Annotated in this window: 16 protein-coding genes and 2 pseudogenes; 8 read left to right on the forward strand and 10 right to left on the reverse strand. The window is 40.0% G+C overall.

Annotated elements, in window-relative coordinates:
- The first annotated feature begins 2 nt into the window (after positions 1-2).
- From M5E07_RS12320 to fic, 4 genes and pseudogenes are all read left to right on the forward strand, one after another.
- Complete coding sequence (locus M5E07_RS12320; protein WP_252219589.1) at positions 3-320, forward strand: hypothetical protein; 318 nt, start codon at positions 3-5, stop codon at positions 318-320.
- Positions 317-2,420 (forward strand): annotated as a pseudogene (locus tag M5E07_RS12325) (DUF3987 domain-containing protein). The gene M5E07_RS12320 and the pseudogene M5E07_RS12325 overlap by 4 nt, the downstream one beginning before the upstream one ends.
- Before the next feature lie 262 nt (positions 2,421-2,682).
- Positions 2,683-2,915, forward strand: a pseudogene (gene ssb / locus M5E07_RS12330) (single-stranded DNA-binding protein); the annotation flags it as partial.
- Positions 2,916-3,263: 348 nt separating this feature from the next.
- Complete coding sequence (fic, locus tag M5E07_RS12335; RefSeq protein ID WP_252219591.1) at positions 3,264-4,373, forward strand: protein adenylyltransferase Fic; 1,110 nt, start codon at positions 3,264-3,266, stop codon at positions 4,371-4,373.
- Between the two features lie 813 nt (positions 4,374-5,186).
- Here fic and M5E07_RS12340 read toward each other — a convergent pair.
- The gene (locus M5E07_RS12340) at positions 5,187-6,017 is read right to left on the reverse strand and encodes a Hint domain-containing protein (protein WP_252219593.1); all 831 of its coding nucleotides are present in this window, start codon (positions 6,015-6,017) and stop codon (positions 5,187-5,189) included.
- Between the two features lie 143 nt (positions 6,018-6,160).
- Here M5E07_RS12340 and M5E07_RS12345 point away from each other — a divergent pair, with 143 nt between their 5' ends.
- The 3 genes from M5E07_RS12345 (at position 6,161) to chrA (ending at position 12,182) form a co-directional block, all read left to right on the forward strand.
- On the forward strand, positions 6,161-7,495 hold the full coding sequence (locus tag M5E07_RS12345) for an ISNCY family transposase (protein WP_252219596.1): 1,335 nt from the start codon (positions 6,161-6,163) through the stop codon (positions 7,493-7,495).
- A gap of 2,411 nt (positions 7,496-9,906) precedes the next feature.
- A complete protein-coding gene (locus tag M5E07_RS12350; protein ID WP_252219598.1) occupies positions 9,907-10,827 on the forward strand; it encodes a chromate resistance protein ChrB domain-containing protein in 921 nt (306 codons plus the stop codon).
- Between the two features lie 2 nt (positions 10,828-10,829).
- Positions 10,830-12,182, forward strand: coding sequence for a chromate efflux transporter (gene chrA, locus M5E07_RS12355; protein WP_252219600.1), 1,353 nt, complete (start codon positions 10,830-10,832; stop codon positions 12,180-12,182).
- Positions 12,183-12,277: 95 nt separating this feature from the next.
- On the opposite strand, the gene M5E07_RS12360 is transcribed toward chrA, so the two are convergent.
- From M5E07_RS12360 to kdpA, 5 genes are read right to left on the reverse strand one after another with little or no spacing between them, the layout of a single operon-like run.
- The gene (locus M5E07_RS12360; protein WP_252219602.1) at positions 12,278-12,982 is read right to left on the reverse strand and encodes a response regulator; all 705 of its coding nucleotides are present in this window, start codon (positions 12,980-12,982) and stop codon (positions 12,278-12,280) included.
- Between the two features lie 10 nt (positions 12,983-12,992).
- On the reverse strand, positions 12,993-15,641 hold the full coding sequence (locus M5E07_RS12365; protein ID WP_252219604.1) for a sensor histidine kinase: 2,649 nt from the start codon (positions 15,639-15,641) through the stop codon (positions 12,993-12,995).
- A 12-nt stretch (positions 15,642-15,653) separates the two neighbouring features.
- Complete coding sequence (gene kdpC, locus M5E07_RS12370; RefSeq protein ID WP_116762545.1) at positions 15,654-16,289, reverse strand: potassium-transporting ATPase subunit KdpC; 636 nt, start codon at positions 16,287-16,289, stop codon at positions 15,654-15,656.
- Positions 16,290-16,298: 9 nt separating this feature from the next.
- Positions 16,299-18,311, reverse strand: coding sequence for a potassium-transporting ATPase subunit KdpB (kdpB, locus tag M5E07_RS12375; RefSeq protein WP_116762543.1), 2,013 nt, complete (start codon positions 18,309-18,311; stop codon positions 16,299-16,301).
- A 16-nt stretch (positions 18,312-18,327) separates the two neighbouring features.
- Positions 18,328-20,025 (reverse strand): potassium-transporting ATPase subunit KdpA, encoded by a 1,698-nt coding sequence (kdpA, locus tag M5E07_RS12380; RefSeq protein WP_252219606.1) that lies wholly within the window; start codon positions 20,023-20,025, stop codon positions 18,328-18,330.
- 396 nt (positions 20,026-20,421) lie between these two features.
- Here kdpA and M5E07_RS12385 point away from each other — a divergent pair, with 396 nt between their 5' ends.
- Positions 20,422-21,390, forward strand: coding sequence for an MBL fold metallo-hydrolase (locus M5E07_RS12385; RefSeq protein WP_252219609.1), 969 nt, complete (start codon positions 20,422-20,424; stop codon positions 21,388-21,390).
- Positions 21,391-21,513: 123 nt separating this feature from the next.
- On the opposite strand, the gene M5E07_RS12390 is transcribed toward M5E07_RS12385, so the two are convergent.
- From M5E07_RS12390 to M5E07_RS12405, 4 genes are all read right to left on the reverse strand, one after another.
- Positions 21,514-22,194: a DUF799 domain-containing protein gene (locus tag M5E07_RS12390; RefSeq protein ID WP_116762537.1), complete on the reverse strand. Its 681-nt coding sequence runs from the start codon at positions 22,192-22,194 to the stop codon at positions 21,514-21,516.
- Positions 22,191-22,568 (reverse strand): DUF4810 domain-containing protein, encoded by a 378-nt coding sequence (locus M5E07_RS12395; RefSeq protein WP_116762535.1) that lies wholly within the window; start codon positions 22,566-22,568, stop codon positions 22,191-22,193. Before M5E07_RS12395 ends, M5E07_RS12390 begins: the two co-directional genes overlap by 4 nt.
- A 13-nt stretch (positions 22,569-22,581) precedes the next feature.
- The gene (locus M5E07_RS12400) at positions 22,582-23,253 is read right to left on the reverse strand and encodes a CsgG/HfaB family protein (RefSeq protein ID WP_252219611.1); all 672 of its coding nucleotides are present in this window, start codon (positions 23,251-23,253) and stop codon (positions 22,582-22,584) included.
- Between the two features lie 98 nt (positions 23,254-23,351).
- The gene (locus M5E07_RS12405) at positions 23,352-23,933 is read right to left on the reverse strand and encodes a LysE family translocator (protein ID WP_171304982.1); all 582 of its coding nucleotides are present in this window, start codon (positions 23,931-23,933) and stop codon (positions 23,352-23,354) included.
- Positions 23,934-24,233 lie beyond the last annotated feature (300 nt).

The raw sequence follows: 24,233 nt of genomic DNA on the forward strand, positions 1-24,233 counted from the left end.
TCATGCCTAATTCAAATCAAAAATCGAAACCAATTAATAACGATTATTTCCCATCTCTAAGCTGTACCAGCGCATTTTTTACACCACATAAAGATGCAAACCATCTCAATGCTCAAGATGTTATTCATTGCCTTGTTGGAAGTGCTAAAGATATTTCAACCGTTACTTTCAACTGTTTTGAAAATGGTAAGGAATTAACCATTAATGGTGAAATTGTTGCAAACCTGATTTTTGAAATCCAAACCAAATTAGAAATAATTGAGAAAATATTGCCTTTGGCTTTTGAATGGCAAGAAAGCAATAAAGGTGGTGCCAAATGAATAACACCACCTCCATCAAACCCGACACCATCTTAGCAAATTGCACATTACTTAATCCACTGGATGATACCTATATCAATCATCCAGTCATTCAGCGTTTTGGCAGTCCTTTACAGCCAATCTATGTGGACCAGTGCCATGTAGATATCAACGGCGTGAGCTATGATAATCCTTTAATTCTGCCGATCTATAACGCTCAATTAGAGCTTGTTCAATGTGCCATATTACAAGATAAACAACCCTTACGAGTCATCCCCGATGGAGTGGCCAAAGGCTTTGCTATGTTGGGTGAGTTGCACCAGGATAAACCTGTCATCATCACCTATAATCTTAAGGCATTCTTTAAGATTGCTCAAACAGGCTACACCGTGGCATTGGTAGTATTACCAAGCCTATGTGATGCTCATCAAATCGAGTTAAAGCCATTTGATTTTGAGCAAATGCAGTTCGTGATTAATCAGCTTTCAAAATCAGGTTTTGACAGGTTGTATATGCCAGTACGCCCTGAGCATATACAGCTCGAGGTATTCCAAAACCTTGAGAAAAATAGCCCCATTCGATTGCTCAATCAATTTCAGAAAGCTGGTGAAAGTGAGTTTTTAACTGAACTGTTACAGGATGATGAGGCTGAAGAAGTACAGGCTTTTCTTGATTATGCCATTGAGCAATTACCATCATTAAACCTATGGGGTGAGTTATTACCTCTGGTGCAAGCCGATACGGCGTTAAATAGTCCTTATCCCATTCATGCCCTGCCACCACTGGCAAGGGATGCCGTGCTAGCAATTGCTGAGCATGTACAGGCACCAATAGCAATGACAGCTCGATGCGTCATTGGAGCCATGTCACATATTGCTCAAGCTCACGTAAATGCACCACATCCTTTTAGCTCTCATGGTGAGCCGTGTAGCCTTTATCTACTCACTGAGGGGCAAAGCGGAAGCCGTAAGAGTACCAGTCGAAATATGGCAGATAGAGCCATTATTCAGCATGAACGGAAACAATACGAGCAATACCGCCGTGAGCTGGAGCAATGGAAAAGTGGCCAAGCCTCTTTAAATAAGAAGGATAAAGAAGCCTATTGTGCTGAAAATCCCCCACCACATGACCCAAGCACGTTATATAGCGATATCACGCTTGAATCGATTGCAGGGCTTTATGTTGATGGCGTGTTGAATAATGCCTCAATTGCCAGTGATGAGGCTGGACAATTCTTCGGTGGCTATACCATGAAAGGCGATACACGTACTCAAGCGATTGGAGGCTATCAATGGTTTTGTGGAACGTACTCGCTCCAAATCAAATTTAAACGGTAGTGGTCGTGCTTATGACGTTCGCTTGACCTTCAATTTACAGGGGCAGCATGAAGTACTCTCCGAGGCCCTTAAAGATCCTGTGCTACGTGGTCAAGGCTTTTTACCTCGCTTTATTTTAACCATCCCTGAAAACTTGACTGGTACACGCCTACAAGATGCCATCTACCGATCTAAGAACGCCAATCATGACCATAGGCTTATCGCCTACTGGACACGGTGCGAATATTTACTTGATGACTGTCCTAGACCACAAGGAGGGCAAGAACTTCATAATGGGCGTTATGTCATTCCCATGAATGATGAAGCAAAGGAAATAGATGCATCGTTCTACAACATGTTTGAGGAACTACAGGGCAAAGGTAAGCGTTATGAATACCTACAGGCATTTGCTAGTCGTGCCAGTCAATTAGCACGGCGTTTAGCAACTGTATTCGCTTATTTTGAGGGTATACAGTGGATTGATGCCAAAACATTAACAGGGGCTTGTGAGGTCGTTAAGCATTCCCTGAATGAATGGGCGATGTATGCAGATATTGAGGTCAAAACGGAAAGTGATGCTGAACGGCTGATTAAATGGTTCACCAAATACTGTGCAAACAAGAAAATAGACAAACTGGCATATTCTAGTTTTATGAATAGTTGCCCTCGCCCAATGAGGGGTAGTAAGCAGAAATTAGAGCCTGTTTTAGAGGAGCTGATAGACAGTCACTATTTAAAGATAGAGGAAATATCAAAGGTTCGACACATCCTAATTAACCCTATTTTACTAGGAACGGTGGCTTAATGGCTTAATCACCTTGAAAGCCTTGCTATAAAAGGCTTTCCATTAAGCATGATAGTGTTTTGTATGGTGGCATAGTGGCTTAATGAGTGAATAAATTATCCTGATTAAGCCATTATGCCAATGGCTTTTTAGGGTATTGGCTAAGTGAAAAGCCTTGCTATATAAGAGTTACAGCGCAATTAAGCCATTAAGCCAAGACTTCTATAGAAAAATATAAATTTTGATAGGTAAATAAATGCCAAACGTAAATAAAGTCATTTTAATGGGCGTATTAGGTCGTGACCCTGAAACAAAACAATTTCCCAATGGTGGAAGCATTACCACATTCAGCCTTGCTACATCGGAGCATTGGAAAGACAAGACCACCAATGAGCGTAAAGAGGCTACAGAGTGGCACAGAATCAGCACCAACGGACGTTTAGCGGATGTTGCAAGTACCTCAAGAAAGGCAGTAAGGCTTATATTGAGGGTTCATTGCGTACACGGAAATGGAAAGACCAAAACGGCATAGATCGAGAGGCAACAGAGATTAGGGCGGATGTGTTGCAGTTGCTTTAAAAATGAAGCTCCTCTTTTTTGAGGGGCTTATGTTTTTTATTCAAATCGACACATGACCATTAATATGCTTATACCATCGACATATACAAAAACTCATGTTCGATTTTTTAGTTTTTATCGACATATTTATCTAGTCATGTTTGTTGCATCGACATAATTACAACCATATGTCGATTTTTACAAAAAATATCGACATGTAGGGCATGTTATGTTTATCTTATCGACATAAGCTAAAAGTTATGTCGATTTTTCTTATTGGAATCGACACAAAATGAGATAACCGTAATGAGTCAATGGCAAGCAGATCAACCATATAACACTTTACCCTTTCTTCCCCCATCACAAGATGTGGAAAATAAAGCTGTATTAAAATTATGTATTGAAGCTAGATCGGCACTGGCTGAATTAAAACAAGCTGGGGAGTTGATACCGAATCAAACGATTCTAATAAATATTATTCCGCTATTAGAAGCTAAAGACAGCTCAGAAATTGAAAATATTGTCACAACCACAGACAAACTATTTCAGCATGCACAGGGTAATGATGAACATGCAGACCATGCAACTAAAGAGGCTTTAAGGTATAGAACCGCATTGTATAAAGGGGTTCAATCAATTAAAGAACGACCGCTATGTACAGGCACAACTATTGAGATATGCCAAACAATTAAAGGTGTAGATTTAGGTATTAGAGCAACGACAGGTACAGCATTAAAGAATAGCTATACAGGAGAAATTATTTATACCCCTCCAGCAGGTGAAGATGTAATTCGGACATTATTATCAGATTGGGAAAAATTTATTCATTACAATGAAGAACTAGACCCCTTAGTTAAAATGGCTATAGCTCATTATCAATTCGAGGCAATTCACCCTTTTATTGATGGGAATGGTCGTACAGGAAGAATTTTAAATATTCTCTACCTTATGGATTGCAACTTATTAAGCTTGCCTATTCTTTATCTAAGTCGATTCATTATTCAAAATAAATCACAATATTACGAGTTGCTACTCAATGTGACCAAAGAAAGCGATTGGCGTTCTTGGGTAATGTTTATGCTACAAGCAGTAAAGAACACCAGTGAATGGACTATATCTAAAATTACAGCTATCAAAAGTCTACATGAGCATACAATTGAATATATAAGAACTCATGCAGATAAAATTTATACTCGTGAGCTAGTTGATACTATTTTTGAGCAACCATACAGTCGTATATCCAACCTAGTTGACAAAAATATAGCTAAGCGCCAAGCAGCATCAACATACTTAAAAAAACTTGTGGAAATTGGTGTGCTACATGAGTTACAGCTTGGTAAAGAAAAGCTATTTATCCATCCTAAACTATTAAATCTCTTACAAGATGATAGTAACCAATTCACGCCGTACAAATAAATTGTAATAGCTCCTTAGCTTGAGGGGCTTTTTTATTGGCTAATTAAACATAGAAGATTTACTTCCAAGTTCGCCAAGATTTTTGACATTTAATTGCGCTATATCGTCATAACGCAATAAAAAACAACCCAATTGCTTTGACATTTTGACCGACAAAAACGCCGTGAATTCAGCTATACAAGACACTTAAATTTAGGTTGACGGCATACGATAGAAATTAGGTATTAAATCCTATTCAAACCTATGTACAGCAAGGCTTTAGCCCTTTTTAGTAAATCCCCATTCTGTCAACCTACGTCAACCTAAATACCCTCATTTCGTATAGCTACGTATAGCAAAACTTGGTCACATTCTAAATGCTCTCAAGTTATGTGTCATTTCCACCATTCCATCAACGTAGAATGAAAAACGCCATGTATTTTGTTGTACAAGACACAAGCAATTCACCTTGACAGACCTAGATTTAAAACAGCTTGCCCATTCAACCAAAAGCCTTACCAATAATGCATTACAGCCAATTTTCGTAAGGTTTTTAAAGTGGCGTTTCGTCAAGGTACGTCAAGGTAAATCCGTACAGCTACGTACAGTAAAATTCAGGATTTAAAATCCGAAATTACCCCTATGGAGCAGAGTTAATTCGTATTGAGGAATATCTGCATATTCTTCTAATGGAAACCAAATTTCACAAACAAATGAACAGAGTGTTGTATCTAACTTGGACACTTTAAATGGGAATAACAACTCAATTTCGTACAACCACCATTATGTTAAATGGGGGGGTAAGTTTAGGAATTTTTCCAGTCTAGAGCCTTATTATTTTGATGTTGATAATAATTCAACAGTTTCCTCACCGCCGCAGTTATGTACCCATAAACCTTCTTCGCCTACAAAATAAGTATGATTTTCTGCTACTTCCAGATTATATACATCACATAACAAACTAGTTGAGTCTGCAGCACCTGCGAGCTCCTTTACCAATTTTAAGTCAAGTTCATTTAAGAGTGCTGGCTTATATTTATTTCTATAAATTTGGTTATAACCATATATATAATCTTTATTTATTTCAAAAAAAGTATCTATTCTAACTGCATCTTCAAAATCCTGTAATGGTGGTGAGGTATGACCATATATTTTTCCAACACTATCAGTAGTTTTATACAATTTATTTGCATATAAAAAATGGAACTGTTTATCAACTGCCAAGGTAAATACTTTATCGCCTGTGTTTAATCCTTTTGCAGGACACCATCTTTCTTCAGACATCGACCAAATTGGGTGTTCTGCAGTTGCTAAAACATAGCTAATTTCTGGTTCATCTTCTTCATACTGGTCTCTTGCCCAATAAGTACAACGGTATACCTCTTTTTCAGGCGTATGAATAGTTCGTAATACAGGTTTATATGTTTTTTCTCCAACACCTGCTTCAGGCATAGATAAAACCATATCACCCACTTTAATATCCTGTATTGGCACCAATCCTTTGTCAGTATGTACAAAAGTACCCGCAGCAAAACAGAAGTTCGGACGTTGAGTCAGGTCAGTGGTATAAGCATAATCCGCCATAGAACTATCTACACGGCTTTGTAGCTGGCTAGAGGTAATGATCTTGTTCGCATCATCGGCCTTTTTCGATGTATATTTCATTCATTCAATATTTCTAAAATTAACATAATACACGGTATACGAAATGCGTTTGTTAGAACCCATTTAAAGTGTCTATATTCTCACCAATAAAAATGTCTGGTCTATGATGCGCATCAACATCATGGACTGGATATACATTTGAGATGCTGATCACTATGTCTGACAAGGAAATTCAACGTCTTGCAGTTCTGCAAGATGTTCGAGATCTACGTATTACACAAGTCCGTGCTGCTGAAATTCTGAATCTTTCAACCCGTCAAATTACTCGGTTATTGCAGAAGCTAAAGCAAGATGGTATTTCAGGCCTGACACATGCCAGTCGTGGTCAACCTGGCCATCGTCGTCATGATGAAGCTGTAAAGTCTGAATGCCTTTCCCTTATTTCTGAACATCTGCTGGGCTTTGGCCCAACCTTGGCTCATGAGAAGCTCAGTAGCATATTTGGTCTGAATATTCCTGTGGAAACGGTTCGTCGCTGGATGACTGCCAATGAACTCTGGATTCCGCGATCCAAACGCCTGAAACGTCCATATCAGCCTCGATATAACCGTGATTGCTTCGGTGAACTGATCCAGATTGATGGTTCATATCATGACTGGTTTGAAGGACGAGCCGCCAAATGCTGTTTGCTGGTTTATATCGATGACGCGACTGGAAAGCTGTTGCATCTGCGCTTTTGTGATGCTGAAACGACCTTTGACTATATGCTTTCCACCCAAGCCTACATTGAGCAATATGGTAAGCCGCTGGCCTTTTATAGCGACAAACATTCGGTATTCAGAGTGAACCAGAAATCCAGTCAGGACAGCCAGATCACGCAATTTGGCCGGATCCTGAATGAGTTAAACATTGATATTATCTTTGCCAACTCACCACAGGCCAAAGGTCGTGTTGAACGCGCCAACAGGACACTTCAGGATCGTCTGATCAAGGAAATGCGCCTGGAAGGTATTTGCTCGATTGCCGAAGCAAATGCGTGGCTGCCCTGCTTTATTGAGCAATTCAATCAGAAGTTTGCCAAGTGTGCGAGAAATTCCAAGAACTTGCATCGCCCTTTAACAGAGTCTGATGCTGAATTGGAGGATATTTTCACCTGGCAGGAACCACGCAAAGTTACGAAGAACCTAACCATCACGTATGACAAGTGTATTTATATGCTTGAGCCAACAGCACTGAATCATAAGCTTGTTGGGCAATACATTTCATTTCTGGAGTATCCAGATGGCACTGTGGCAATCATGCATGAAGGACGGAAGCTCAACTACAGTATTTTTAATAAATTGGTTGGACAACAGCAAAATGCAGTGGTTGAGAATAAAAGATTAGGCTCGGTTCTGGCCCATATCCAACAACAGCATGAAGAGTTGGAAAAACAGAATAAACGTTCCCGTCTCAAGAAAAGTATGCCGAGTCGTAAAGCTCAGAAAGCGGTTATTGAACAAAGAAATTTAAATCCTGTTCTTGACTCTTGCAGTTAAAAACAGGACATTTTAAATGGTTTATCGCATAGACATTTTAATTGGTGAATAACAGGAAATTTTCCTATAAGCATCAATATCTTAGTCAAAGATATTCTAGGGTTCAGCGCACTGGAACAGCTTTTTAGTGATTTTTCATGTTCCACCGTCAATAAACAATCAAATTTCCACGGCTTTATGTAGTCTCATTTAACCCTAAAACAGAAAAAAATATCCAGATAAAATAAGAATAGATGTCCAAGCAGTTATTGATTTTGCAGAATATCTCGTTCTGTGTCGCTACGTGTCGCAAAAAGGCTCTAAATCTTGTACGACAGGGTATCTTTATTTTGCTAAACAAGATGCCAATAAAATAATCTCTAAAAACACACTCAAAGCTAGGCTATACAAGGGTTTTAAACCTTTTGTGAAAAGTGCGTTTTGTCATGCTACGTCATGCAAGAAAATCGTGTTTTGTCGTTCTACGTCTAACAAAATAGGCTCAATTTTAGAGATACAAGAACAGCTTATTTTTGTTTTACAGCCTACTTATTCAAATTTGCATTTATGCCAAGCACCACAAGGGACACGGCGATATTTGAGATTCAATTTCGTATAACTACGTATAACAAGATAGGTGAAAAAGAGCCTATTCCATCCAAGTACATCCAAGTAATTTTTGCTTTACAGCGCATTGGTGGAAATTGACTTGTAGACCATATAGAGAAAGGCTTACAGCAGAATTGTAATTTTCATTTCGTAAAGCTACGTAAAGCAAAACCACCTTAAATTATTCTTTACGGCGTTTATTTAATTTCCTTGATGGGACACCCGTAGCAAGCCCCTTAAAATAACCTCAAAGTTATATGTGGTAAGGCTTACCGTTTAATGATGGTTGCTTGATTCCATCAAGGAACATCAAGGAAAAGTTTGAAAAATCCCATAATTGAACAAGGTACAACAAGGCAGAAGTAGAGAAATGTATTCTTGTGCTAACCTTCGTAATAGGTAAAAGTTGAAAAATACAGTATTTTATCCAAGTACATCCAAGTAAAAGAATAAGCGATTAATAAAAAAGTCCTATCGTTATTGATAGGACTACTGGTGAGGTTATGTATTGCAGTTTTTTAGGTAAGTTAATTTTTAAAAGGTCTATCTGGTCTCGAATACATCTTATATTTTAACCATACCAAGAAAGCTGACTCGCCAATCACTAAAACTCCGTAAAAAGTAAAAGCTATTAATACCTTAGCCATTCCTTCCACTAACAAATACAGTGATGTGAATGACAAAAGCACTCCACCTGCTAATCTTAATAATGTTATTAATGTATCAACTAACCCTTCAGATATGGCCCTTAAAGTTGATTTAGACTTGAAGTTAAAAAATCGATATAGAATCCATAATAAGACTCCAATAAGCAATGAAAAACATGTGGCTCCTATATTAATACCATCATACTGATCATTTAAAGAATCTATAATCTTTTCAACACCTTTTATCCCTTTAAAAAATATGTTAATCCCATAATAATACAGTTAATTATTACCACTATCCAAAATTCAATTTTAAAGAAATGCCATATTTGTTTTAGAAAACTTTGATTTTTTTTCATATGAAAAATCCATAATTATTAATATGAGTTTATTATAATTTTCTGGCACATTTTTGAATTTATTTCGATTGCCCTAATAGCATTTACTTTTCCCAACCTAACTGCCCTATAGCATCATCCAACTCATTAAGAAAAGATTCTTTTGCCATATGTGGTACTGATAATCTTGTTCACCTTAGAATGAGCAATGCTCTAAACCAATTTTCATACGCTAGAACTCATTCAATGCATACATCAGTTCGAATCCTAAACAGGGACTCACACCGACGTTCAAATAGCATCAAGTTTAGGCATTTTCAGAAATGAGTACCTATATGAGTACCCAATACAAAAATATAATTATTATAATACTTTAATATCAATAGCTTACACATATAGTTCTAGGCGCGCAGGGCGCACCATCTTATGGTTTATTTTAGTCTTTAGCGCTCTAAATTAAATTCAAACAATTGATAGAAGTTATATTTGAGCCAATCTAACAAACCTGCTCCCTTAACCACATTCAACATTTAACAAATAGAAAAAAGTCTATTCTCGACAATTTTATTCCGATGAACTCAAGAAGTACTCAAAATCAAATGATCATTTGACATCATTAAGTCACAATTCTTGCTATACAATAAACTTAGATACCGCAATCTTTAAATTATTCTAAAAGTTTTCAAATCAATTGCTCATCTCCGTTTCTAAAACAAATCAGAAATAAGCTTTGTTAACGATTAGGTTCATATCTATTTTGTATATATTCTTTGCAGAAAATATGATCTACTGATTATAAAAATAAAATATACTTAACAAAATATGTTGAGTATATAACATGAAAATATCTTTACTCATCTCTTCACTCCCCACACAAAACACAACCACTCGTATGAGGGTATGGAGATCTCTTAAGGCAAGTGGCGCTGCAACCCTTCGGGATGGGGTCTATGTACTCCCAATTGCTCATCGCGAAAAATTTGATGCTATTGCTCATGATGTTATTTCTGAGCAAGGAACTGCTTATATATTCCATACAGAGTCCCTTTCAAATCTTGATCTTTCGACTATTTTCAGTCGAAAAGAAGAATACGATGCTCTTTATAAACAACTTACTGCATTACGAGACCACCTGACTCAAAATCAAAAGAAAGAGCTGCTCAAGCAAGTTCGTAAACTCCGAAAAAGTATCGATGCACTTGTAGAAATTGACTATTACCCTGACGAAACTCAGGCTCAAGTGCTAAACGAACTTTCATTATTGGAACGCACTATTGCACGACTTGGTGAAGTTAACGAACCCCAAGCAATGCAAACTCATATTCAACTTTTAGACAAAACAGATTATCAAAACCAAATTTGGGCAACTCGAAAAAGACCTTGGATTGATCGCCTAGCCTCTGCATGGCTGATTAAGACTTTTATCGATGCCACACCGACCTTTATGTGGTTAGAAACCCCTGCTGATTGCCCCGAAGAGGCCTTAGGTTTTGATTTTGATGGCGCGAGGTTCAGCCACGTGAATCACTGGGTCACTTTTGAAGTTCTTTTACATAGTTTTAATTTAGAAACACCTGCACTCAAAAAAATCGCTGAAATTGTGCATTACCTTGATGTGGGTGGAATTGAACCACCAGAAGCAATAGGGATTGAAAAAGTCATGCAAGGTCTTCGAAGCCAAATCAACAATGATGAACAATTATTTGCATTATCCAATCATATTTTTGATGGCCTCTATGCCAACCTATCCAGAGAATAATCATGGAACAAGAACGGATTACATCCCCCGAAGCAGAAATACAAGCTGTTTCATTTTGGCAGGCCTTTCTGTTTTGGCTTAAATTAGGGTTTATTAGTTTTGGTGGTCCCGCTGGTCAAATCGCGGTTATGCATCAAGAACTGGTCGAACAAAAACGCTGGATTTCCGAGAAACGTTTTTTACATGCACTGAACTATTGCATGCTCTTACCAGGCCCTGAAGCACAACAATTGGCGACTTATATTGGTTGGTTAATGCATAGAACCGCTGGGGGTTTAGTTGCAGGCATTCTTTTTGTACTCCCATCGCTCTTTATTTTAATTGGCCTTTCATGGGTCTATGTCAAATTTGGTGATGTCCCTATTATTGCTGGACTGTTTTACGGTATCAAACCCGCCGTTGTTGCCATTGTTTTTCATGCAACACATCGAATTGGGAGTCGATCACTCAAGAATAAATTCTTATGGTTGATTGCAGCGCTTTCATTTATTGCGATTTTTTTCTTTAATTTACCCTTCCCTTTAATTGTGTTATCGGCTGCGATCATTGGATATCTGACCAGTAAAAAGTATCCCACCCTATTTTCTAGCGGAAACACGCATCAGCAGAGTAAAAAAGATTATGGACGGGCTTTCATTGATGATGATACGCCTACGCCCGAACATGCGATCTTTAACTGGAAACGGCTGGGCAGTATTTTACTGATGGGAGGGCTACTGTGGTTTGTTCCTATCCTGAGTCTAAGCTTAACGCTTGGGTGGAATCATGCCTATACTCAAATGGCTTGGTTCTTTACTAAAGCAGCCCTGCTCACCTTTGGCGGTGCCTATGCCGTATTACCTTATGTTTATCAAGGTGCTGTTAACTATTATGGCTGGTTAAGCCCAACTCAAATGATCGATGGCTTGGCACTAGGTGAAAGTACGCCCGGCCCTTTAATTATGGTGGTTGCATTCGTTGGCTTTTTGGGCGCATTTAACCAAGCCCTCCTAGGTCCAGATCATCTATTCTTGGCGGGAGCGATTGGCGCGACAATCGTGACTTGGTTTACCTTCCTATTTTCCTTTATTTTTATCTTGGCTGGTGCACCCATTATAGAGTCAACACATAATGAGCTCAAATTTACAGCACCCCTAACGGCCATTACAGCAGCGGTTGTCGGCGTGATTCTGAATCTTGCACTATTTTTTAGTTATCACGTGCTCTGGCCAACAGGATTTGGTGGTTCTTTTGATATCGTTGCTGCTTCAATCGCACTTGCAGCCCTGATTGGACTGTTCTATTTTGAGTTGAAAGTCATGTATGTCCTTGCTGCTTCGGCGTTAATCGGCTTACTTTGTTTTAGCTTCCTTTAATGTATATCAATTGAATGAAGGCCTTCTTTTGTGGGATGTGATTGAATCAATCCCACACTATTTTTAAGTCCCTTGTGTTCTCTTGAAGTTGATCGTTAGGATTCACCCAAAAAACGCAACCCGACCCCAGCAATAGTAAAAATATACTTTGGGTTCATCGCTGAGTCTCCGATTTTGGTTCGGAGTTTTTTCACCAAGATTCGAAGATAATGGGTATCTTCTTCATGCGTGATGCCCCATAACTCCGTCATGATTTGTTTTTGAGTCACGATCTTACCTTGATGACGAATCAGCAGTGCCAACAGTTGAAATTCTTTTTTGGTCAGAATAATTTCTTCATGGGCTAATTTCACGACATGCTCAGCCACATCGACGGATAATTGACCATCATCAAATACAATGTTCAGTCCAGATTGCTGTGGTTTATTACGAAACATCACTCGAATACGCGCACATAATTCCTGAATGCTAAACGGTTTGGTCACATAATCGTTTGCACCTGCATCTAACAATTTAATTTTTTGATTTTCATCAGGACGTGCGGATAACACAATCACAGGAATGTCCGACCAGAGTCTCATCTCGGTCAATACCTGCTGTCCCTCCATATCAGGTAAGCCCAAGTCTAAAATCAGTAAATCCGCACCACGGGTTGCCAAAGTCTCTAAGCCTTGCATGCCATTTTCTGCAACATGCACCTGATAGCCCTGCGAACGTAAGGCAATGTCCAAAAATTTTCGGATTTGAGGCTCATCATCAATAATCAAAATTGAAGCATTCGAATGAATTGTTTGCGGCATAAAAATGTTTTTAGTCCTGATGTAACGGTAATCGTATGCGAATTAAGGTGCCTTGACCATCTGTTCCAGCAAAAGCTTCGATACTGCCCATATGAGCGCCAATAATGGCTTTGACAATCGCCAGCCCTAAACCTGTCCCCGTTTTGCCTCGATCGCCACGCTGCATGGTATAGAACATATCAAAAATTTGTTCACGTTCATCTTCGGGAATGCCGATCCCTTGATCGATAATGTCAATTTGCAGACATTGTTCCTCTTGCTGAATCTTTATTTCAATCGGAACATTCTCTGGTGAGAACTTGGCAGCATTTTCTAAGACATTAAAAATGGCTTGCTCAATCAAAGCAGGATGCACATACAATTGAGGAAGTTCTTCCGCCAAAGCAACCTCGATTTTCACCTCAGGCTGATAGCGTTTCAGTCGTTGAGTTGCCGAGCCAATCAGTTCATCCACACCAATCCAAGCACGACTTAAAGTCAACCCTTGATGACCTAATCGAGTCATATCCAACAGGTTTTGAATATAACGATCTAGTCGTTCACCCTCAATGTGAATGGTGTCTAATAATTCATGCCGATCGCTTTCAGGCATCTGTTCGCCATAATATTTAAGCGTATCTGCTGAACCAATCATCGCGGCTAAGGGTGAACGTAAATCATGTGACACCGAAGAAAGTAAGGCGGAGCGAAGCTTTTCCGTTTCAGCCACCACACGAGAATTTTCTAACTGTAAAGAGAGTTGTACCCGAGCAACAGTTTGTGCAATGTCTTCAATCATCAACTCAGTTAAACGTTGCAATTCAAAACTGATGGTTTGAGCGTTTTGATGAAAGCGAATTGCAATCACCCCATATTCTTTCACCAAATTTAACGGAATAAACCACCATTCAGAATTGGTCAGTGTATTGGTAAAGCGTCCACAGGGTTTCGCATTCTTCTGCGTCCAATCTGCGGCAATCTGATCTTTTTCATTTAAAGCAGAGACATCACCTAAAGACTGATTTTCAACTTTTAACCAAACCGTGGCATTTAATGAAGTTTCTAAATGTTGTTTGGCAACGGTTAATACCTGTTCAATATCTACACAGGTCGATAGCTTGCGCTCTAATTCTTGTAATTGTAACGAGACTGAATTTGCTGCGCGTAAACTCAACACCTGAGCACGTAATTGATTGGCTAAACGCCCGACCAGTAAGGCTGAAATAATGAATGTGATAATGGTAATCACGCCGCGTTCAGCACTGATCATAAAGGTAAAGCGAGGTTCGATAAAAAAGTAGTTGTAGAGTAAAAAACAGATAAATACGCTGATAATTGTAATCAACATGCGGGCGCGTATCGCAACCAATAATACGGTCACAATAAAAATCAAGGCTAAATCGCTATACCCAATAAAATGATCACTGATTGCCGCCACAATCAGTCCTAGCAATACAATGATGATACTTTCGAATACTTCTCGTGAATTAAATGCCAAACCCTGTTCTCGCCAAGATGAATAAGCCACATCTTTCTGCAAACGCTTTTCATTATTTTTGGCTTTTAAAGGCTGAACAAAGGTGATTTCAAAAGGGTGCTGTTTCTCTAAAAGTTGGTCAGCAATATGATCTGAAAATAGGCGCTGCCATAGCGATTTTTGAGGGCTTTTGCCAAGTAAAATATTGGATGCACCATAATCATAAGCTGCCTGTAAAATGGTCGATGCAATATGATTGCTATACAGTAAATAGGTGTCTGCACCGAGCTTACGCGCTAGGTTAAAAGCCTTCGTCACCGTAAAAATTTGCGTCGTTTCGGCTTTACTTTTTTGAATCGAAATGACGCTCCACGTTGCATTGCGTCTTTCCGCAATCCGATGTGCACGGCGCACCAAATCTTCAGAGAATTCAGAACCATCTATCGCCAACAGGACGTGATTTTGAATCGGGATAATCTGCCCTTGCGCAACAAATTTTTCTCGATAATCAATATCGACCTGCCCTGCAACAGTTTGAATTGCCAGATCACGTAACGCTGTCAAATTCGCAGCTTTAAAAAAACCTTGTAATGCATGGGGTGCAACATCAGCGAAATAAATCTTGCCATGATTCATCCGTTCTAATAATTCGGGAACAGGTAAATCAACCAGTCGAATATCTTTCAAACGTTTAAGTAGTGCATCGGGGACAGTTTCAGTTACCCGAATCCCCGTAATTTGAAAAACCACATCATTGAGGCTTTCCAAATGCTGAATATTTAAGGTGCTATAGACATCAATGCCTGCATCCAACAACTCATTGACATCTTGCCAACGATATTCATGTCGGCTGTTGGGTACATTCCGATGTGCAAGTTCATCAACAAGCACAATTTGAGGCTTTAATTTAAGAATTTGGTCGAGATCCATCTCTTCCAACATTCGCCCTTGATATTCCACAGACTTTCTTGGAATAACATTCAGCCCTTGAATCAAACGTTCGGTATCAGATCGACCGTGGGTTTCTACGACCCCAACTACCACATGCTGCCCTTGTTGCATCAATTCATGCGCTCGGGTCAGCATGGCATAGGTTTTCCCAACCCCGGGTGCTGCACCCAAGAAAGTAGTCAAACGTCCAGATTGTTCACGTTGGCTATGTGCCAACCATGCATCTGCTTTGTTATTACGGTCAATCTGCATAAGTGCGCTCTATTAACGAGGTGTAGATGACAATTGATCTAAGGCTAAATTTAACTGCAACACATTCACTCGCGCTTGCCCATATACGCCGAACTGTGCAGGCTGAATTTGTTGTTGTACCAAATCACGAATGTGTTGCTCAGGCAAATGACGTTGCTGTGCCACACGTTTCACCTGCAACAATGCACTTTCAGGTGAAATATCAGGATCAATCCCACTGCCCGACGCAGTCACCATCTCGTTCGGCACTTGTTGCTTAGTAATCTGATTATTTTGGGCAAATTGTATCGTTCTCTCTTTAATTTGTTTTTGCAAATCAGGATTAGAGATTGCCAAATTACTGCCTGCCATGCCATCGACACTGTAACTTACCGCACTCGGTCGCCCATGGAAATATTGTTCACTAACAAAGTTTTGTCCGACCAAACTTGACCCCATCACTTTACCATTGAGTTCAATGACACTGCCATTGGCCTGTTTGGGAAAGATCAACTGTGCAATGGAGACACTTGCTGTAGCGTACAACATGCCTGCAATCAAGAAACCAACCGCAACCAAACCGAGGCTTGGACGTAAAACTGAATGAACAGGATTCGATAATTGGAGATTCTGTTGATTCAATTGCTCATGCTTCAATAAAATATTCATTTCCAACTCCTAAATCCACAAGGACACAACAAGGTCAATGAGCTTGATCACAATAAATGGAAAAACGACCCCACCTACCCCATAGATCAACATATTACGGCGTAACAATTGCAGCGCACTGGCAGGTTTAAATTGAACACCTTTGAGTGCCAATGGAATCAGCATTGGAATAATCAAGGCATTAAAAATCAAAGCGGAAATCACTGCGCTACTTGGGCTACTGAGTTGCAAAATATTCAAAACGCCAAGCTCAGGAATCGCAACGGCGAATAATGCAGGTAAAATCACAAAGTACTTAGATACGTCATTTGCCAAAGAAAAAGTGGTTAATGCGCCACGAGTAATCAGTTGCTGCTTGCCAATTTCCACCACATCCAGCAATTTGGTTGGATCAGAATCCAAATCCACCATATTGCCAGCTTCTTTGGCTGCTTGCGTACCAGAATTCATGGCTAAACCAATATCTGCCTGCGCCAAGGCGGGAGCATCGTTGGTGCCATCACCGACCATTGCGACCAATTTCCCTGCTGCTTGTTCGTTACGAATACACGCCAATTTGTCCTCAGGTCTCGCTTCCGCAATATAGTCATCCACCCCTGCTTCGGCCGCAATCGCAGCCGCAGTCAATGGATTGTCTCCCGTGACCATAATGGTTTTGATGCCCATCTCACGTAGCAGCGCAAAGCGTTCTTTAATGCCTTGTTTAATCACATCCGAAAGTTCAATCACCCCTAAAATACTGTGATTCGAAGCCACCACCAATGGTGTTGCACCTTTAGAAGCCACTTGTTCGACACGAGTTTTAAGCTCTAAGTTGTCTTGAATATTTTGATGGGTAAAGTTAAGAATGGCATCGACAGCACCTTTACGAATCGTTTGTCCAGTTGCTAGATCTACTCCTGAAAGACGAGTTGAGGCACTAAATTGAATGAACTCAGCATCTTTCGGCTCTTGGATGCTCTCACCTAATTCTTTCCCAAGGCTGATGACCGACTTCCCTTCAGGCGTTGGATCGGCAAAAGAAGTCAGCATTGCTGCTTGGCGTAACTCACTTGGTGTCACACCTGCCAATGGATAAAAAGCAGTGGCTTGGCGATCTCCATAGGTGATCGTGCCTGTTTTATCCAAGAGCAACACATCAATATCACCTGCAACTTCAACGGCTTTACCTGATTTTGCTAAGACATTGGCTTTTAAAGCACGGTTCATCCCTGCGATACCGATTGCAGGCAGCAAGCCACCAATCGTGGTTGGAATTAAACACACCAACAGTGCAATCAGCAAAACCATACTGATTTTGATTCCAACCATTGAACCAATAACAGGTAAAGTCAGCACCACCACAATAAAAGTGATGGTCATAATATTCAGTAAGATACTGAGTGCGATCTCATTCGGTGTCTTTTGGCGATTGGCACCTTCCACCAAGGCAATCATACGGTCTAAGAAGCTATGCCCTGCTTCATTACTGACTCGAATAATAATTTCATCGGACAAAACCTTAGTTCCGCCAATCACACCTGAACGGTCGGTATTGGCTTCACGCAGTACGGGCGCAGATTCACCTGTAACCGCTGATTCATTGATAGTCGCAAAACCCTGAATAATCTCACCATCGGCAGGAACAATTTCACCTGCTTTGACGATGACTAAATCATCCTTCTTCAGTAAATTTGCAGAAATCACTGTCGGTACAGCATTTAAATCGAGGATACGATTTGCAGTTAAATTTTCACGCGCCTGACGTAATGATGCGGCTTGTCCTCGACCTTTGGCTTCTGCAACCGCTTCTGCATAGTTGGCGAATAAAACCGTAACCAATAAAATCAAGCTTAGGACTAAGCCAAAACCTAAGCTGGTATTTCCCATCAAAGTGGCAACAAGGGTTAAAACTGTTCCCACCCACACACATGCCATCACTGGGTTTTTAAACGCGTGTTGAGGCAGCAATTTATGGAAAGTTTGCTGAATAATTTCTTTATTCAAGATATCCATCTGTTGTGTCGCATTTGAATGTTTCATTGTGCTTGCTCCACGCTTAAACTTTTATCGATAAATAGTCAGCAATTGGTCCAATCACCAACACTGGCATGAATTGCAACAAGGTCAGAATCAATACGATCCCAATTAGGGTCAACGCAAAGGTTGGAGATTCAATCTGTAAAGAACCTTTGCTTTCGACTGCTTGCGGTTTGGTTGCCAAACTGACTGCAATTAAGACTGGAATGATCAACACGCTATAACGCCCTGCCAATAACGCCACACTGGCACTCAGGTTCCACCATAAAGTGTTATCGCCTAAGCCTTCAAAACCCGAACCATTATTGGCATAAGCAGAAACATACTCATAAAACACTTGGCTAATGCCGTGAAATGCTGGATTGGAACTCCCTGTCATTGATGGGACTGCAATGGCGATGGCCGTCAAACCAAGAATCACCACAGGTTGTAAGAGAATCACCAGCGCCAATAACTTAATTTCAGCAACTTCAACTTTTCGCCCAAACAATTCAGGGGTACGCCCTGTCATCAAACCTGCGATAAATACGGCAAGAAATAGGTAAATAAAGAACTGTAATAGACCACAACCAATCCCACCCCAAATGGCATTGATCAGCATATTGCACAGTTCAACCAATCCAGTCAGTGGTGAAGCCGAATCATGCATCATATTGACTGAGCCGTTATTCACTTGTGTGGTCAAACTTCCCCACAATGCCGATGCGTCAGCACCGAAACGCATTTCCTTCCCTTCCATCAAAGCAGTATTTGGAATTAACGAAGATTTTTCAGCCCACAGGGTCAATAGTGTTGAAGACAGCGACATCAACAACATGCTACCAAAAATCATCCACATCAGTTTTTTGCGTTGAATAAAGCGTCCAACCATAAACACCGCAGAAAGTGGAATCAGTAAAATCGCAATCATCTCAATTACATTGGACAATGGTGTTGGATTTTCTAAAGGCACAGTACTGTTTGGTCCATACCAGCCACCGCCATTACTGCCGAGTTGTTTAATCGCGACCATCGGTGCAACAGGACCCAATGGAATATGTTGGGTTTTGACTTCTGTGCTTTGCTCTAAAACTTGCACTGTTGGGCCAGCAGACAGCGTTGATGGAACACCTTGAAAAGTGAGCAGCAAAGAAAAAACAAAACCAAGCGGAATGAAGAATCGAAATAAGGGGCGGATGATATCCATCCAATAATTGCCCAGATTAATGCGATTCCATTTGTTTTGCTCTAGGTCTTGTTGTTGAGCAGATTGTAAAAATAATGCTCTTAACATGGCGACCAATAAGGCAAGTCCCATAATTGGCGATAAATATTGCAATCCCACAATCACCGTCATTTGCGATAGATATGACAGTTGTGCTTGCCCCGAATAATGCTGTTGGTTGGTATTGGTCAGGAATGAAATCGTAGTATGTAAAGCCAAGTCCCAATTCATATTGGGAATATGATCAGGATTTAATGGTAGCCATGCCTGTGTCATTAAAATAGTGACACTCGCCCCCAGCAATAAAATATTGCTCAGAACAAAAGCACCCAAATATTGTCGCCAGTTCATCCCACTGCGCTTGACACCGAGCACAGCATAAATCGGTTGCTCAATCCATTTAAAAAAATGGTCACTCTTCATTGGTTTGCCTTGCATCACATCCGCAAGATAAGCACCAAGCGGGTAAGCCAGCAACAATGAAAAGACAAATACAGTAATAAATTCCCACATAGCAAATGCCATTTAAAATAGGTCAGCATTAGTATGGAAATTGAGGGCGTAAATTCTCTATATTGAAAAAAGTAAGACGCGTAAATTTCGCGTAAATTTTTAAATGATTCAGATCACAGATAAAAAATTGACTTAAAAAAGAAAACCTAAAATCTTCATTAGCCTACATAGATAAAACTTAAATTTGGCATAAGCCAGCACGTCCTATTCCGTTGTAAATGCGTACTAATTTGATGTGAATATAAATTGAGGTTTATCCCTTAATAGCAAAATAAAACATCCGCCTTTATTTCTTTAAATTTGAAAAGCTAATGTCTAAAACAGAGCCAGAAAATTGCTGCGGAATCATTTACATGTTAAAAATAAAACACTTAATAATTTTATATATGAATCCCAATGAATAAATATATTGCTGCGACTTTCATCTGCACGAGTTTGATTAGCCACGCTGCATTTGCCACTTCACCTCCCGCACCAATTCAACAGCAAAAACAAGTTTCAGGCTATTACCAATACCAAGCGGGTGATGTGCAAATCACGGCTCTGCTCGATGGCACCAACTTCATGTCGCCGAAGCTATTTCAAAACACTCCAGAAAAAGAAGTACATGACATTTTAAAGAAATACGCTGCCGACCAATCCAAAGGCGTACAAACCTCTATCAATGCCTTTTTGGTCAATACGGGTCATTCACTGGTTTTGGTGGATAGCGGCGCTGCGAGCTGTTTTGGCGCACATTTGGGTTCAGTTTTAAACAACTTAAAGGCTTCTGGCTATAAACCAGAACAAGTCGATACCATTTTACTTACGCATTTACACCCAGACCATGTGTGTGGGATCAGCCAAAATGGTGTTGCCAACTTCCCAAATGCAACGGTTTATGTCTCGAACGATGAAGCCAACTATTGGCTAAACCCGAAACAAGTCGACCAAATTCCTAAAGATAAACAAGCTGGCTATGTCGGCACTGTGGAAAAAATTAAGCAAGCCATAGCCCCTTATCAAGCCAAACAACGTTTCAAAACCTACACATTGGGCGGTGAGATTCAAGGCTTTAAAGTGATGAATACCGCTGGGCATACACCAGGACATTTTAGCTATGCGCTGAAAAGCAAAGATGAAACGGTGGTATTTATTGGTGACATTGTACACTCGCATACCGTGCAATTTGATAAACCTACAACCGCCATTGATTATGATATCGACCCGAAAAAAGCGGTGCAAACACGCCTAAAACAATTTGCGGAATATGCAAAAGGCGGGCAAACCATTGCAGCACCACACCTCCCATTCCCCGGCATTGGACATATCTATTCGGCAGATGGGAAAAGCTATCAATGGATTCCTGTGCATTTTAAAGATTAATTCTTAAATAAGCCTTCTCCCTTTGGGATAAATAACACTGTTCCAAAAGGGCTGAGGATGAAAAATCATCCCCCTATAAGCAGGTTGAATCATAAAAATCCCCTCATGAGAGGGGATTATTTTTTACTGCTGTGAGCTCATCGAATTTTGTACGAAATTCGGAGAACGCGGCCCATATAATAAACCTTTCTGCTGTACCAACTGCGGAGCATATAACTGCGTACTCACACTGTTAGAAAGCACATAGGCTTTGTCCGATAGGTGATTTGAAATTTGGTCAATCAAAGCACCAACCAACATCCCCACCAACCCCGCGTTGCTATTATTATTGGCTTGTTGGATTTTTTCCTGACCTTCCCATAATAATGCCCCAGTTTTTAAATCCACCAATTTCGCCTCGACCGCGACGGTCGAAACAGATTGAATCACCTGATACTTAGAACCATATTCTTTGACTTTGATATACAGTGCAGCATCCGCTCCAAAGATTTCATTAAGTTTTTGAATTGGAATTTGCTGCGCATCATAGCCGTTGGTTACACCATTTTCTTTAAATAGCGTATCCACCACAGAAATGGGAAACACGTAATAACCTGCTTCTGCCACAGGTAAAGTTACAGTAGACCAATATCCATAGGTTGCCCGTGTGTCGGGTGACTCATTTACAGGCGGCAATACCAAAATAGATTTTGGCATATTGGCATGATATACAGATAAATCACGTTTACTTTTTGGTGCCGTAACACACCCCGTAAGCAAGGTCGCTGCAAGCCCAAGTACGCATAGTTTTTTAAAATTTTTCACTTTGCCCCCCCAACAGTAGATTGAGCGGTCATTTTTTTCAAAAGACGATCCATTAATACTGCCGACTCTGGGTAGGTTTGGCGTTCAAGCTCAAAATACTGAACAGCACGTGGCCCATTATTGATATTTAGGTTCAATAAACCCAAATGCGCATACAAGCCTGGAGGCACTGCTGCATTTTTAGCTTTGGCTTTTTCAATATCTTTTTCGAGTTTGCCAATCTGTTCTTGTGGAGAAGTCTTTTCCGGCAGACTCAACATCAAATAGGTTTGCTGCGGGTATTCGCCCCAACTGTAGAGTGATTTTGGCGCTGAAACACAGCCCACCAAAGTCATGGTGCAGATTGCACCTAAAACTAATATGATTTTTTTCATTGATTCAAACCAATTACTGCGTAGACCACTTATTGGTTTGAATATCCAATACCAAATTATTGACCGCTTCACGTACAGCCAAATCTAATACTTTACCGTTTAAAGTTGAATCATATGAAGCGGTAGAACCAAAACCTAAGATTTCACGTTCACTCAGTGCATACTCACCTGCACCTTGCACAGAGTGGACAATTTCTGCTGTTTTCACATCCACAATATTTAAGTTCACTTTGGCATAAGCAATTTGAGTTTTACCACGCCCCAATATGCCAAAAAGCTGATGATCGCCGACTTCTTTACGACCAAATTCAGACACGTCACCTGTTAATACATAACGTGCGCCTTTAATGGCTTGAGAAGATTTGGTGAAGCCAGCTTCTTGTTGTAATTCAGTAAGGTTGTCGCGGTTTAGGACAGAGAAATAGCCTGATTGCTGTAAATGCGTTTCTAAAATGGTTTTCGCTTGACCACCTAAACGGTCAACATTGTCTGAAAAAATGCCCCGCATGTAGCTCGAGCGATTGTCAAACTTCCCTACAGAAACAGGGGTTTTAGTTCCCGTATATTTGACTGTCGCCACTGCCGCTGTCACTTGTGGTGCTTGAATTGTTTTTGAGGTTTCTGTTGTTGAACAGGCAGATAATGTTAAAGCGCTAAATACTGCTGTAAAAATAATTTTCTTCAAGAGTTATCCCACTGATATTTATTAAAAATCAGTGGAATTATAACAAGTTACATTCTGGTTACATATACAAAATTAAATATTGTTGTTCTATAAAGGTATTACTTCATTCCAAAAATCAGTTTTAACCCAAGTAAGGTCATGACCCCACCCGCTACACGGTCAAAAATCGCTTTCGATTTTAAATAAACTTTACGTGGACCTTCTGCCGATAAGGCAACTGCCACCAATGAATACCAACCTGCATCAATAAAGAAACACAGCATCGGTAATACCACATAAAAATAGGTAGGAATATCTTTTGGCAATAAAGCAGTGAAAATACTGGCCAACACAATCGCAATTTTTGGATTACTCATTTGTGTAATTAAACCCAATCGGTACGCTTGTTTATAGCTCATTGGAGCTGCTGCACCATTCGTAGTTTCCATGGGCTCTTTTGCATGCTTAATGATTTTAAATGCCAGCCAAAGTAAGTAGATACCACCGCAGATTTTTAAAGCGAGATACGCCGAAGGCACTGCTAATAGAATGGCTTGTAAACCCATCACTGCCAATAAACCGAACAACGCGGCGCCTGTTCCTGTACCCAATGCGGTAAACAAACCATGTTTACGCGAAATCGCAATTGAGTTTTTCGCCACATAAATAAAGGTTGGCCCGGGGCTAATTGCGCCTAACATTAAAGCTAAGGTAATTGAACCTAATATAATGAGCGATTCCAAAGCGCACCTCGATGCATTGGGATAAAAATGGGTGCGTCATTTTAGACAAAATTTGCACCAAAACCTATCAAAAAATATGCTTAGCGCAATAAAAAATGCTTTAAATCGCATAATTCAAATGGATTCAGCCGTGTTAAAGGCTATTATTTAAATACACATGTAAAGTATTTCTTAATTCCCCAAAGACAGTCTCAATTAGAGTAATTATTCAATATAATATTTATTATCATATACTTAAAATTATAACACAGGAATTTT

It is taken from the genome of Acinetobacter tibetensis (assembly GCF_023824315.1).
Classification (GTDB): domain Bacteria; phylum Pseudomonadota; class Gammaproteobacteria; order Pseudomonadales; family Moraxellaceae; genus Acinetobacter; species Acinetobacter tibetensis.